Raw genomic sequence first — 12,715 nt, forward strand, 5'->3', positions numbered from 1 at the left:
CCAGGCGAGTGATGCCCAAACCTGTTCACCCGGTATTCACGCGCTCAGGAATCGCGGGCTGGTCCGGTCGACCCGCGCACCACCAGCTGCACCGAGGGCGGCTCGGTCTCGTCCTGCTCGCCGCGCAACCGGGCCAGCAGCACTTCCACGGCGTGCTCGCCGCGTTCGCGCCACGCGCCCTCCACCGCGGTCATGCCCACCGCGCGGGCCAGGTCGGTGCCCTCCAGGCTGACGATCGACACGTCGCCGGGCACGTCGCGCCCGTCGCGGCGCAGCCGCAGGAACACGCCGAGCGCCACCTCGCCGCTCGTGCTGATCACCGCGGACGGCAGCCGCTCGCCGTCCAGCAGCGCGTCCACCACCTGCTCGCCGCCCGCCACGGTCGAGGACGACCACAGCGTCCACTCCGGACGGACCGGCAGGCCCTGGGCGACGAGCACCTCGTCGTAGGACTCGTCGATGTCGCCGGCCAGGACCAGCGCGACGTCCCGGTGGCCCGACCCGGTGAGGTGGCCCACGGCCAGCCGCAGCGCCTCGCGCAGGTCGTCGTCCCACACCGCGACCACGGGCACGTCCAGGCCCGACAGCGCGGCGTCCTCGGCGTCGGTGAGGTTGACCGCCAGCGCCAGCACGCCGTCGACCCGCCGGGCCAGCGGCAGCTCGTCGAAGAACCGCTTGCGCGCCTCGGCGTCGCGCAGCACGTAGAGCAGCACGTCGTACCCGGCCTGCCGCAGCGCGCCCTCCGCGCCCGCGAGCAGGTCGCCCCGCCCCACGTCGGCGGTGAGCACCGCGACGGCGTAGCGGCGCCCGCCCGCGAGGCTGGACGCGTCCCGGGCGATCGCGTACCGCATCCGCTTGGCGACCTCGGTGACGTACCGGCGGGTCGCGTCGGACACGCCGGGTTCGCCGCGCAGCGCCCGCGACACCGTCGCCGCGGACACCCCGGCGGCCCGTGCCACGTCGGACATGCTCGTCAACTCACACCTCCCGGCCTGGTACGAGATTAGCGAGAACCGTACGGTTGCCTCGGCGCGAGCACCCTGCGAGACGTGATCGACACCCGGCGGAAGGACCTCCATGAAGCCCGGCGACCAGGCACCCGACTTCACCCTGCCCGACCAGGACGGCACGCCGCGCGCCCTGTCCGACCTGCTCGCCGACGGGCCCGTGGCGCTGTTCTTCTACCCCGCCGCGATGACCTCCGGGTGCACCGCGGAGAGCTGCCACTTCCGGGACCTGGCGACCGAGTTCGCCGAGGTGGGGGCGCAGCGGGTGGGCATCAGCCCGGACTCGGTGCAGCGGCAGAACCAGTTCGCGACGCTGAACGACTTCGACTACCCGCTGCTGTCCGACGGCGACGGCGCGGTGGCCGCCGCGTTCGGCGTGAAGCGCCGCTTCGGCCCGCTGCCCGTGAAGCGGCACACGTTCGTCATCGACACCGACCGCACCGTGATCGAAGTCATCAAATCCGAGTTCGCCATGAACGCGCACGCCGACAAGGCGCTCACCGTGCTGCGCGAGCGGGCCGGCCGCGCGACCTGACCTCGGCTAGTCGGGTCTGAGGCCGGCGAGGACGAAGTCGGCGATCTCCCCGCCGAGCCGGGTGGGCGACTTGGGCCCGTCCGGCCGGTACCAGGTGGGCAGCTGGTTGACCACGCCCAGGGCGATCAGGACCACCGTGTCGGCGGGCACGGCGGAGCCGAACCCGCCGTCGCGCTGGGCCTGCTCGACCACCGACCGGAACGTCTCGTGGTAGCGACGCCGCTCGGAGCGGAAGGCGGCCATCCGGTCCGCGTCGAGCCGGTGCATCTCGCGCACGAACACCGCGGTCTCGTCCACGCTCGCCGCCGTCGTCTCGACCAGGCTGACCACGATCCGCCGCACGGTGGTGGCCGCGTCGAGGTCGGCCGACACGATCCGGTCGAGGTCGGCCATCTGCCGCCCGATCAGCGCGCGGTAGATCTCGAACAGCAGGTCGTCCTTGGAGCCGAAGTAGTGGTAGAGGGCGCCCTTGGTGACCGAGGCGGCTTCGACGACCTCCTGCACGGTCGTCGCGTCGAACCCCTTCGCGGCGAACAACCGCACGGCCGCGCCCACGATCCGCTCGGGCGTCGACCCGGCCCGCCGCGCCACGGTCAGGCCCCCGGCGCCAGCGCGCGCACCAGGTCGAGCTGGTCCCCGCCGGTGGGCAGCAGGGCGATGACGGGCGTGTCGACGCCGTTGGCCGCGTACTCGGCCACGCGCGCCCGGCACCGGTCGACGCCGCCGTGCACGATCAGGGCGTCCACCACGTCGTCCGGGATGAGCGCGCCCGCGCCGCGCCGGTCGCCGGACGCCCACGCCTCGTGCATCGGCCGCAGCGCCTCGCCGCGGCCCAGCCAGTCGTGGAACGCCGCGTAGGCCGGGACGGTCAGGTAGGTGCTGATCAGCATGCGGCCCAGCGCGCGGGCCGCGTCGGCGTCCTCGGTCGGGCACACGAAGATCCGGGCGGCCAGCTCGCCGCCGCCCATCTCGGCGCGCACCTTCGGCACGTCGGCGGCGCCGAGCCAGTTGGTGATGGCGCCGTCGGCCTCGCGCCCCGCCAGCCGCAGCATGCCGGGGCGCAGCGCGGCCAGCATGATCGGCACGGGGTGCGCGGGGGCGCGCTCCAGCTTGAAGCCGCGCACGGTGAACGTCTCGTACTCCTCGGAGACCTTCTCGCCGGTCAACGCGGCCTTGAGGAACCTCAGCGTGTCCCGCGTGCGCTTGAACGGCTCGTTAAACGGCACGCCGTTCCACCGTTCGACGATGGCGGGCGAGGACGAGCCGATGCCCAGCACGAACCGGCCGCCGGACACCTCGGCCAGCGTCGCGGCCGTCATGGCCAGCGTCGCCGGGCCGCGCGTGTAGACGGGGGCGATGGCGGTGCCGAGCCGGACGCGGTCGGACCACTGCGCGGCGAGCGCCAGCGGCGTGAAGGCGTCGGTGCCCGCGGTCTCGGCCGACCACACGTCGGTGTAGCCGAGCCCGGCGAGCTCGGCCACCAGCGCGCGGTGGTCGAGCACCGGCACGCCCGTCAGCGGCAGGGTGATTCCCCAACGACCCACGATCGCCTCCCTGAAGGTGTCCGACGGCCACCGTACCTCAGGTACCGACCAGTCGGTATGCCCATCGGGGCGGTCCCACCCGTCGTGCCCGCGGGGCCCCGGACGCCGTTCTGCCCCGCCGGTCGGGTCCGGCGGGGCAGAACGGGGACGTGCGGTGCGACGGGTGCGCGAGGCGTCAGAGGGAGATGCCGCGCTCGCCCAGCCAGCCGACCGGGTCGATCTTCTGCGAGCCGTTGACCCACACCTCGAAGTGCAGGTGGGGGCCGGTGGACTGGCCGCGGTTGCCCATGGTGGCGATCTGCTGGCCCGCCTGGACCTGCTGGCCGGCAGCCACGAGGGTCTCGTTGACGTGGCCGTAGATGGTGATGGTGCCGTCGTTGTGCTGCACGCGCACCCACAGGCCGAAGCCGGACGCCGGGCCCGCCTCGACCACGACGCCGTCCATCGCGGACAGGATCGGGGTGCCGATGGAGTTCGCGATGTCCACGCCGTAGTGCGTCGTGCCCCAGCGGGAGCCGAAGCCGGAGGTGAACTGGCCCTCGGCGGGCTTGACGACCGTCGGGCGCCTCGCCGCCGCGGCGGCGGCCTCCTCGGCGGCCTTCTGCTCGACGGCCCGGGCCTGCTCCTGGGCGATCCGGGCGTTCTCGGCGTCGACGCGGGCCTGCTCGGCCGCCGCGGCGTCCTGCTGCCGCTTCAGCTCGGCCTGCCGGGCGGTGAAGCCCTCGGACGCGTGGCGGATCGCCTGGTCCACGTGCTGCCGGACGAAGAGCCCTTCGGAGCGCATGAGCTTCGCCGCCTCGAACGCGGGCTCGACGGCGTGCACCGTGCGGACGTCGGGCTGGGCGGGCGCCGCGCTGTGCACGAGCGCCGCCGCCAGGTCGGAGCCGGCGGCGACCGGGAGGAACCGGGTGTCGCCGCCGTCGAAGCCGCCGCCGGCGGCGCCCACGCCGGTGGCGAGGGCGCCTGCCGCGACCACTGCGGCCGCGACCCGGCCACTGACGGGTTTCCGATCGCACTCGGCGCGATGGGAGCGGTTGCCGAACGGCGTGCGGGGCGCGGTGAACGCGCGTCGACCGTCGGCCTTCGTGTGCCGTGCCAAGGTAGTGCCTTCCTGCATCGGGGAGCACGGCCCGGCCACAGGGACGCCTGGCGGGGGATCCAGGCTGGCGGCGCTTTCGGGGAGCGACGCCGTGTCCCTATGGTGACCGAACCGTGACATGCGGCGGGGACCGTAACCCGATGTAACAAGAAAGGGCAAGCCTCGGCACTACGACTAGTGCTTTTTGGTGATGCACCCCACTGATCGTCACGCAGCGTGTTGTAGTAACCGGCAGTTCCGTATCGGGCCGTTATGAAACCCCTGGTCAGAGGCGACGTCGAGGCTGACGCAACCCGTGACGAAGGTCGACTACCGGTAGCGCGGCTCGACCGGCGGCAGAGCGGCCGGCGGCTTGCCCTCGTGGATCACCCGCATGGCGTTGAACCACGTCGGCGCAGCCACCTGACCACCGAAAACACCGCCGGCGTCGTTGGTGCCGCAGAGCCTCGGCGGGGTGCCGTTGCAGATCACCTGCGGCGCCACCCCATCGGTGAACGTCATGACCGCGCCGGCGAACTGCGGGGTGGCGCCGATGAACGCCACCGACCAGTGGTTCTCGGTGGTGCCGGTCTTGCCGATCATGGGCCGGTTCCAGCCGTTCGCCGCGCCCGCCGCCGTGCCGCCGGGCTTGGTGTCCCCGCTCATGCCGACGGCCAGCGCGTTCGCCACCTCGGGCGCCACGGCCTGGTCGCAGGGCGCTTCCTTCAGCTGCACCGGCCGGCCGTTGCGGTCGACGACCTGCTCCACCGGCGTCGGCGGGCACCACTTGCCGCCGCTGACGATCGTCGCGGCGACGTTCGACAGCTCCAGCACGCTGGTCGGCCCGGCGCCGAGGGTGAACGAGCCGCTGTTGTCCCGCTTGTAGACGTCGCCCTGGGACGGGCCGTTGGAGCCGTCGGCCTTGAGCGGGTCGCCGCGCCAGTCGACGCCCTGCATCGACTCGCGCAGCCCGAGCCGGTAGGCCATGTCGACCACGTTGTTCAGCCCGGCCTTCTCCTCCAGGATGATGAACGCGGTGTTCGGCGACTGGGCCAGCGCCTCGGTCAAGGTCATCTTTTCCTTGTAGTCGCCCGCGTTCTTGACCGTGTAGGGCTTGCTGCCGTCCTTGTAGACCTTCGAGGTGTAGGTCTTCGGCACGTCGATCTGCTTGTCGATGCCCGTGATGCCGCGCTCCAGCGCCGACGCGGCGGTGAACACCTTGTAGATCGAGCCCGCGCCGAACTTGGTGACCTCGGCGGGGATGGAGTAGGCGCTCTGCCCGGCGTCGGCGTTGTTGCCGAAGTCGCGGTTCGCGGCCAGCGCGCGCACCCGGTGCTTGTCCGCGCCCGGCTCCACCACGGCCATCGCGTTGGCGACGCCCGGCTGGGTCTTCGGCACCTGCCCCTCGGCGGCCTCCTTGGCCGCGCGGGTGGCGACCGGGTCCATCGTGGTGGTGATCGTGTACCCGCCGCGCAGCAGCTCCTCGGTGGGCAGGCCCGCCTTCTCCAGGTAGTCGATCAGGTAGCGGCAGAAGAAGCCGTAGACCGGCCCGTCGCCCGCGCCGACGCAGCCGTTGGGCAGCAGCCTCAGGTCGGGCACGACGCCGATGTCGGCGGCCTTGTACTCGGCGGCCTTCTCGTCGGCGACCTTCGCGTCCGGGCCGAACGCGCCGTTGTCGCGCATCCGGTCGATCACGGTGTTGCGGCGCTTGATCGCGGCGTCGACGTCGGAGCCCGGGTTGAGCCTGCTCGGCTCGTTGACCAGGCCGGCGAGCATCGCGGCCTGCGGCACGGTCAGCTTGTCCGGGGTGGTGTCGAAGTAGGTGCGGGCCGCGGCGCCGACGCCGTACGCGCCGTTGCCGAACGGGACGACGTTGAGGTAGGCGGTGAGGATCTCGTCCTTGCTCATCTTCTGCTCGAGCTGGGTCGCGATCCGGGCCTCGCTGATCTTGCGGCCCAGGGTCGCCTCGGTGGCCTTCTCGTAGGCCTCCTCGGAACCCTTGCCGACGACGAAGGCGAGGTAGTTCTTCACGTACTGCTGGGTCAGCGTCGAGGCGCCCTGGCTGGTCTCGCCGTCGACGCCCGCCTTGGCCGCGGCGCGGGCGATGCCCTGCCAGTCGACGCCCTTGTGCTCGAAGAACCGCTTGTCCTCGATCGCGATGATCGCGGCCTTCATGGTGTCCGCGATGCCCTCGGACGGCACCGGCACGCGGTACTGGTCGTAGAGGTAGGCGATCGGCTGGCCGTGCATGTCCAGCACCGTCGTCACCAGGGGCAGCTCGGCCTTGGTCAGCTCACCGGAGGTCTGGTCCACCGTGTCCGCGGCCCGGTTGGACGCCAGGCCGAGGCCGCCCACCACCGGGAACAGCACCGCCGCGACGAGCACGCCCGCCATCAGGCACAACCCCACCAACTTGACCAGACCTGTCGCGCGCGCGGCGAACACTGAACCAGCAACCCCTTCCACAACCCCGCGGGAACCCCCACTGACTAAGTCGCACGAAGAGCACCGCGGGTTGCTCCGCCGGGAGCAGAAGTTTCGGCGCGATCTTCGACGACGCTCGTCGAAGTTACTCCTGCCCGCCGGAGGCCGTGGTCAAACCCCACTGGGCCGGACGGGGGAGCCCGCCAGGCACGGGAAGGTGATCAGCCTCACGCCCGCCCGGCGGCACGCCCGGCCCCCACGGCCCGGGGTCCGATCGGTGTCGCGACCCGTCCATGATCGAAGGGGCGGGGGCCGCCGGCAAGGTCACGATCAGGTGGTCCCGGTGGTCAGCTCGACGCGCGCAGCCGGATCGTCGCGCTGGCCCGCCGCACCTCGACGCCGGTGTGGTCCGGCACCACGTCCTCCAGGAACCCGTAGCCCTTCAGCTCCTCGTCCGGCCGCCGCGACACCGTCCGCCACCACGTGGCGATGTCCACCCACCCCGGCGCGGACAGCGAGCCGCCGAAGTGCTGCACGGAGAGCGCGGCGCACAAATTCGCGAACCGCACGCGGTGCGCCAGCGGCCAGCCGGACAGCGTCCCGAGCACGAACCCGGCGCCGAACACGTCCCCGGCGCCGGTCGAGTCCAGCGGCGCGACGTTCAGCCCCGGCACGTCCACCACCTCGCCGGTGGCCGAGTCGACCGCCACCGCGCCGCCGCCGCCGCGCGTCACCACCACTACGGGCACGTGCTCGGCCAACGCCATCGCGGCGCGCTCCGGCGTGTCGCACCGCGTGTACCGCTGGGCCTCGGCGTCGTTGGGCAGGAACACGTCGTACTGCTCCAGCCGCCGCAGCAGCCCGGGCGCCCACAGCTCGGTGCGGTCCCACCCGATGTCGGCGAACAGCAGCGCGCCCTGCTCCTTCGCCTGCGCCACCCACCGCTCGTCCTCGGCGCCCACGTGCACGAAGCACGCCCGCGTGCGCGGCGGCGGGTTCAGGATCTCGTCGGCGGACACGGGCGGCTGGTGGCCGTGCGTCACCATCGACCGGTCGCGGTCCATCGCCATGGACACGGTCACCGGCGAGTGCCAGCCGTAGTACCGGCGGCAGTGGGTGAGGTCGACGCCCTCCTGCTCGGAGAGGACCTCCCAGCAGAAGTCGCCGTAGGCGTCCTCGCCGAACGCGGCGGACAGCGCGGTCCGCAGTTGCAGCCTGCTCAGCGCCACGGCGAGGTTCGCGATCCCGCCGGGGCACGAGCCGAGCCCCTCGGCCCACACCTCGGTGCCCGGGGCGGGCGGTCGGGGCAGGCCGGTGAAGATGATGTCGAGGAACACCGTGCCGGACAGCAGCACGTCGAACTCCGGGTCGGGTCCCGCGCCCGGCGCGGGCGGCGACGCCGACCGGTCCGACGGCGGCACGAGCGGTGGCACGGGCGGAGGCGTGGCGGCCATGGCCCCACGATGCCAGTCCGGGTCAGCCGTCGACAGCCGCGAACATCTCGCGCATTCGGGCCAGCGCACGGTGCTGCGCGACGCGCACCGCACCCGCGGTCGAGCCGACGGCCGCCGCCGTCTCCTCCGCCGACAGCCCCACCGCGACCCTGAGCACCAGGATCTCCCGCTGCCGCTCGGGCAGCTTCTGCAGCAGTTGGGTGACGTGGCCGATCAGCTCGCCGGTCATGGCCCGCTGCTCCGGTCCGGCCTCCAGGGTCGGCGTGTCGGGCAGTTCGGGCACGACTTCGGCCCGGCTGCGCACCGCGCGTCTTCGGGCGTCGGCGACCTTGTGCGCGGCGATCCCGTACACGAAGGCCAGGAACGAGCCGGGCTCGTAGTGGTACCTGCCCAGCGCCGACACCACGGCCAGGCAGACCTCCTGGGCGATGTCCTCGGCCGAGACGAGCGTGCGCTCCCTCGACCCGACCCTGGCCCGGCAGTAGCGCAGCACCAGCGGCTGGATGCGCGCCAGGAGCTGGCCGACCGCGCGCGGCTCGCCGAGCAGCGCCTCGTCGACCAGCTCGGACAGCTCCGCCTCGGCCAGCCACCGGGCGGTCACCTGTCGCGGCCCCTCGCCGACGACCAGCCTGACCTCGGGACGACCTGGCACGTCAGCGGCGTAGCGGACCGCGCCGACCCCCACTTCGACGTCGGCTCGCACGGATGCGTGCTGCACCATCCGGCGACCTCCTCACGCTTGTGTCGAACCTCCGGCCATCCCGGCTCATTGATGAAGAGCACGCAGCGGCGCTCCTGATACGGGACGGGCCGAAGCCGACCACGATCCGACTGAGCGTGGTCGGGACAGCACCCGACGGTGACGGCGGATGGGGCCGTTCGGCGCAGTGGCCGGGGGCGGCTACTTCACCGCGGCGAACTGCCGGACACCCAGGTGGCCCACCCGGAAGCCCGCTTCGGAGTAGGCCAGGTAGAACTCCCACATCCGCCGGAACGTGTCGTCGAAGCCGATCGCGGCGACCTCGTCCCACCGGGACAGGAACCGCTCCCGCCAGCGGCGCAGCGTCTCGGCGTAGTCGCGGCCGAACTCGCGGCTGTCGACCACCCGCATCGCGGTGTGCGCGCGCACGGTGTCCTCGATCGCCCGGACGGACGGGATCAGGCCGCCGGGGAAGACGTACTTGTGCACCCAGCCGTAGCTGCCCGCGCTCGCGCGCATCCGGTCGTGGGGCATGGTGATGGACTGGAGCCCGAACCGGCCGCCGGGCAGGAGCGCCCGGTCGACCGCGGCGAAGTAGGCGGGCCAGTACTCGGCGCCGACGGCCTCGACCATCTCGACCGACACCACGGCGTCGTAGCGGCCGCGTTCCTCCCGGTAGTCGCGCAGGTGGACGGCGACGCGGTCGCCGACGCCGGCGTCCTGCGCCCGCCGCACGGCCAGGGCGCGCTGCTCGGCGGACAGGGTCAGGGACGTGACGGTCGCGCCGCGCCGGGCGGCCCGGATCGCCAGCGCGCCCCAGCCCGTGCCGATCTCCAGGACCCGGCTGCCCCGGCGCACGCCCGCGTAGTCCAGGACGCCGTCGATCTTGCGCAGCTGCGCGTCGGCGAGCGTGCCGCCGCAGCCGTCGAACCAGGCCGACGAGTAGGTCATCGTGTCGTCGAGGAAGATCCGGAACAGGTCGTTGGACAGGTCGTAGTGCCGGTGGGCGTTCCGCCTCGAGTTGGCCACGTCGTTGCGGTCGGACTCGGGGTGGCGGCGCTCGACCCAGCGGCGCAGCGGCTGCAGCGCCGGCGGGACCAGGGTGGTGAGCCCGGCCGCGAACGCGGTCAGCAGGTCGGCGGGCTCCGCGGACGTCCAGTCGCCGACCATGTACGCCTCGCCGAACCCGATCTTGGCGTCGACGCCGAGCCGGCGGAAGAACGCGTCGGGCCGGTGCACGCGCATGGCGGGCGCGGCCGGACCGCCCGCGCCGAGCACCTGCCCGCCGGGCAGCTCCACGCGCACCGGCGCCGCGCGCACCGCGCGGCGGAACAGCGACTCGGCGATCCGGGCCCGCACGACGGACGGCGGCGGGCTCCACAGGCCGGGCCAGACGCCTTGGCCCGGACGGGGCAGGTCGGGGGCACGCCGGGTGGTTCTCAGCGACATCGGCCACTCCTGGGACTGCCGGCACGCGGCGCCCACGACGCCGTGCACCGCCGGACGGGTGGTGGCGCCGGCCCACGCGCGGCCCGCGCCCGTCCATGGTGGCACCGCCGCCGGAGCGGGCAAGCCGGCGCCGCCGCGACGGCCCGCCGCGACTCCGGCCGGTCACCGCGCGCGAGAATGCGCACCGCTACCCGTGGACCGGTCGAGTGATGGGACAGAGGATCACCGTGATCGAACAGCTGAGCGTGCGGACCGACGAGGGCGACTTCGACGCGATCGCGGCGGGCCCCGAGGACGGCCGGCCGGTGCTGCTGCTGCACGGCTTCCCGGAGGCCGCCGTCGAGTGGGAGCACCAGGTGGCGGTGCTCGGCCGCGAGGGCTTCCGGGCGGTGGCGTTCGACCAGCGCGGCTACTCCCCCGGCGTGCGGCCGGAGCGGGCGGCCGAGTACGGCGTCGACGCGCTGGTCGGCGACGTGCTGGCGGTCGCGGACTCGTTCGGGTGGTCGGTGTTCGACCTCGTCGGCCACGACTGGGGCGGCGCGGTGGCCTGGTGGACCGCGGCCGAGCACCCCGGGCGGCTGCGGAAGCTGGCGGTGGTGTCCACGCCGCACCCCGGCGCGTTCGCCGAGGCCCTGCGCACCGACGAGGACCAGCACCTGCGGTCCGGCTACCTGACCGACTGGCGCAACAGCACCACCGAGAAGCGGATGCTGGACGAGGACGGCGCGGCGCTGCGGCAGATGTTCGAGTGGCGGGTGCCGCCGAGCCGGGTGGACGAGTACGTGCGGCGGCTGGCCGAGCCGGGCGCGCTCACGGCCGCGTTGAACTGGTACCGCGCCGGGCGTCCGGGCGGCAGGGCCGGGAAGGTGTCCGTGCCGACGATGTACGTGTGGAGCACGGAGGACGTGGCGTTCGGGTCGACGGCGGCGTTGAGCACCGGCGACTGGGTCACCGGCCCGTACCGGTTCGAGATGCTGGAGGACGTGTCGCACTGGGTGCCGGAGGAGGCGCCGGAGGCGTTGACGGCGCTCCTGCTGGAGCATCTCTCGTCCTGATTGAACCGTCCCCGGGTCGCCGCACGTGTTCCCGCGTATGACGGAGTTGACCTACTCGGAGCGCAGGGTCGCGACCCTCGCCGCGTGTGGCCACAGCAACCGGGCGATCGCGATGCGGTTGCACATCACCGTGAGCACGGTGGAACAGCACCTGACCAGGGTCTACCGCAAGCTGGCGGTGGCCGGCCGGGCGGAGCTGAGGGGGCACCGGGCCCTAGTGTGACCGCATGGCGGTCGCGGGGTTGCTGCTCGCCGCGGGCGCCGGGCGGCGGTTCGGCGGGCCCAAGGCGCTGGTGGCGCACGGCGGCGTGCTGTGGGTCGACCGGGCCGCGGCGGTGCTGCGCGACGCGGGCTGCGCGCCGGTCGTCGTGGTGCTCGGCGCCTCGGCGTCGTCGGTGCGCGCCCGAGCGGCGCTGACCGGCTGCGTCGTGGTGGAGAACCCCGACTGGGCCACCGGCATGGGCTCGTCGCTGCGCGCCGGGCTGGACGCGCTGGCCGGTGTCGCGGCCGACGCGGTCGTCGTGCTGCCGGTGGACACGCCGGGCGTCACGGTCGCCGCGGTCGAGCGGCTGCGGGCGCTGGCGTCCCCGGGGGCGCTGGCGCGGGCCTCCTACGACGGCGCGCCCGGCCACCCGGTGCTGATCGGCTCCGGGCACTGGGCGGGGGTGGCCGCTTCGGCGGTCGGCGACGCCGGCGCGCGCGACTACCTGCGCGCGCACGGCGCGCTCGACGTGCCGTGCGGCGACGTGGCGGACGGCGACGACGTGGACCACCCGCGGGACCTCCCGACCTGAGCGGTGTCCGCCGGGCGGCGGGCGCGTGGCCGTCACGCGGAGGTCGGGCGCTGCTCCTCCGCGTCGGGCTGCACGACGGGCAGCGGGCCGGAGATGATGCGCGGCATCGGCACGTCCAGCGACGGCGCGGTGTCCGCGGTCCAGCGGTCCGGCCCGTCCACGTGGCCGGCGAGCAGGGCGCGCGCCTCCGCGGTCGCCTGCTGCACGATCTCGCGGGCCCGCTGCTCGGCCTCGGCGAGCCGCCGCTGCGTCTCCTGCTCGGTCTCGTCCAGCAGCACGGCCTGCTGCCACGCCACCTCCTCGGCCCGCTTGAGCATCTGCTCGCTGCGCTCCCGCGCGTCGGTCTCGAAGGCGTCCGCCTTCTGCCTGGCCACGTGCATCAGGTAGCGGATGCAGCCGGACACGGCGTTGTCCTTCGCGTAGCCCGCGTGCAGCACCCGGTACTCGCCCAGCTCGCTGCGCGCGTCCTCCAGCTCCCGCATCAGGTCGTCGGCGGTGGCCACGGCCCCGTCCCGGTCCAGCCGGAGCACCTCCAGCTCCTCGCGCAGGCGGGCCGCCTCCTGCCGCGAGCGGGCCAGCTCCCCGTCCACCTCACGCCGGTCGTAGCCGCGCCACCGCACGGGGAAGGCCGTGCCCTGGGACTTGTCGATGTGCATGGCTGCCGCCGTTCCGGAC

At 73.6% G+C, this 12,715-nt stretch carries 13 protein-coding genes; 4 read left to right on the forward strand and 9 right to left on the reverse strand.

The window, feature by feature from the left end:
* Positions 1-44: 44 nt before the first annotated feature.
* Entirely contained in the window at positions 45-968 is a 924-nt protein-coding gene (locus IOD16_RS24910) for a LacI family DNA-binding transcriptional regulator (protein WP_201436373.1), read from the reverse strand.
* 109 nt (positions 969-1,077) lie between these two features.
* Here IOD16_RS24910 and IOD16_RS24915 point away from each other — a divergent pair, with 109 nt between their 5' ends.
* Positions 1,078-1,542: a peroxiredoxin gene (locus IOD16_RS24915; protein WP_123746657.1), complete on the forward strand. Its 465-nt coding sequence runs from the start codon at positions 1,078-1,080 to the stop codon at positions 1,540-1,542.
* A 6-nt stretch (positions 1,543-1,548) separates the two neighbouring features.
* On the opposite strand, the gene IOD16_RS24920 is transcribed toward IOD16_RS24915, so the two are convergent.
* From IOD16_RS24920 to IOD16_RS24950, 7 genes are all read right to left on the reverse strand, one after another.
* Positions 1,549-2,133, reverse strand: a complete 585-nt coding sequence (locus IOD16_RS24920; RefSeq protein WP_201436374.1) for a TetR/AcrR family transcriptional regulator — start codon at positions 2,131-2,133, stop codon at positions 1,549-1,551.
* A gap of 2 nt (positions 2,134-2,135) precedes the next feature.
* Entirely contained in the window at positions 2,136-3,086 is a 951-nt protein-coding gene (locus tag IOD16_RS24925) for an LLM class F420-dependent oxidoreductase (RefSeq protein ID WP_201436375.1), read from the reverse strand.
* A gap of 175 nt (positions 3,087-3,261) precedes the next feature.
* Positions 3,262-4,185, reverse strand: a complete 924-nt coding sequence (locus IOD16_RS24930; protein WP_236594360.1) for a M23 family metallopeptidase — start codon at positions 4,183-4,185, stop codon at positions 3,262-3,264.
* A gap of 309 nt (positions 4,186-4,494) precedes the next feature.
* Positions 4,495-6,609, reverse strand: a complete 2,115-nt coding sequence (locus IOD16_RS24935) for a transglycosylase domain-containing protein (protein WP_236594361.1) — start codon at positions 6,607-6,609, stop codon at positions 4,495-4,497.
* 326 nt (positions 6,610-6,935) lie between these two features.
* Entirely contained in the window at positions 6,936-8,042 is a 1,107-nt protein-coding gene (locus IOD16_RS24940; RefSeq protein WP_201436377.1) for a carbohydrate kinase family protein, read from the reverse strand.
* A gap of 22 nt (positions 8,043-8,064) precedes the next feature.
* The gene (gene shbA, locus IOD16_RS24945; RefSeq protein WP_201436378.1) at positions 8,065-8,763 is read right to left on the reverse strand and encodes an RNA polymerase sigma factor ShbA; all 699 of its coding nucleotides are present in this window, start codon (positions 8,761-8,763) and stop codon (positions 8,065-8,067) included.
* Positions 8,764-8,943: 180 nt separating this feature from the next.
* The gene (locus tag IOD16_RS24950; protein WP_201436379.1) at positions 8,944-10,191 is read right to left on the reverse strand and encodes an SAM-dependent methyltransferase; all 1,248 of its coding nucleotides are present in this window, start codon (positions 10,189-10,191) and stop codon (positions 8,944-8,946) included.
* A 227-nt stretch (positions 10,192-10,418) separates the two neighbouring features.
* Between IOD16_RS24950 and IOD16_RS24955 the strand changes: the two genes are divergently transcribed.
* Genes IOD16_RS24955 through IOD16_RS24965 form a run of 3 tightly spaced genes read left to right on the forward strand, consistent with a single transcriptional unit; the run spans position 10,419 to position 12,040 of the window.
* The gene (locus tag IOD16_RS24955; protein ID WP_201436380.1) at positions 10,419-11,246 is read left to right on the forward strand and encodes an alpha/beta fold hydrolase; all 828 of its coding nucleotides are present in this window, start codon (positions 10,419-10,421) and stop codon (positions 11,244-11,246) included.
* Positions 11,247-11,283: 37 nt separating this feature from the next.
* Positions 11,284-11,469 carry a helix-turn-helix domain-containing protein gene (locus tag IOD16_RS24960; protein ID WP_123746651.1) on the forward strand — a complete coding sequence of 62 codons (186 nt, stop codon included), beginning with the start codon at positions 11,284-11,286 and terminating at the stop codon, positions 11,467-11,469.
* A gap of 4 nt (positions 11,470-11,473) precedes the next feature.
* Positions 11,474-12,040 carry a nucleotidyltransferase family protein gene (locus IOD16_RS24965; RefSeq protein WP_201436381.1) on the forward strand — a complete coding sequence of 189 codons (567 nt, stop codon included), beginning with the start codon at positions 11,474-11,476 and terminating at the stop codon, positions 12,038-12,040.
* 32 nt (positions 12,041-12,072) lie between these two features.
* On the opposite strand, the gene IOD16_RS24970 is transcribed toward IOD16_RS24965, so the two are convergent.
* Positions 12,073-12,696 carry a hypothetical protein gene (locus IOD16_RS24970; protein ID WP_201436382.1) on the reverse strand — a complete coding sequence of 208 codons (624 nt, stop codon included), beginning with the start codon at positions 12,694-12,696 and terminating at the stop codon, positions 12,073-12,075.
* Between the last annotated feature and the right edge of the window lie 19 nt (positions 12,697-12,715).

The organism is Saccharothrix sp. 6-C, assembly GCF_016695385.1.
GTDB lineage: Bacteria > Actinomycetota > Actinomycetes > Mycobacteriales > Pseudonocardiaceae > Actinosynnema > Actinosynnema texasense.

Coding starts and splice junctions, on each gene's coding strand:
- IOD16_RS24910 (WP_201436373.1), bottom strand. CDS start 968: ATGTCCGACGTGGCACGGGCCGCCGGGGTGTCCGCGGCGACGGTGTCG.
- IOD16_RS24915 (WP_123746657.1), top strand. CDS start 1,078: ATGAAGCCCGGCGACCAGGCACCCGACTTCACCCTGCCCGACCAGGAC.
- IOD16_RS24940 (WP_201436377.1), bottom strand. CDS start 8,042: ATGGCCGCCACGCCTCCGCCCGTGCCACCGCTCGTGCCGCCGTCGGAC.
- shbA (WP_201436378.1), bottom strand. CDS start 8,763: ATGGTGCAGCACGCATCCGTGCGAGCCGACGTCGAAGTGGGGGTCGGC.
- IOD16_RS24950 (WP_201436379.1), bottom strand. CDS start 10,191: ATGTCGCTGAGAACCACCCGGCGTGCCCCCGACCTGCCCCGTCCGGGC.
- IOD16_RS24960 (WP_123746651.1), top strand. CDS start 11,284: ATGACGGAGTTGACCTACTCGGAGCGCAGGGTCGCGACCCTCGCCGCG.
- IOD16_RS24965 (WP_201436381.1), top strand. CDS start 11,474: ATGGCGGTCGCGGGGTTGCTGCTCGCCGCGGGCGCCGGGCGGCGGTTC.
- IOD16_RS24970 (WP_201436382.1), bottom strand. CDS start 12,696: ATGCACATCGACAAGTCCCAGGGCACGGCCTTCCCCGTGCGGTGGCGC.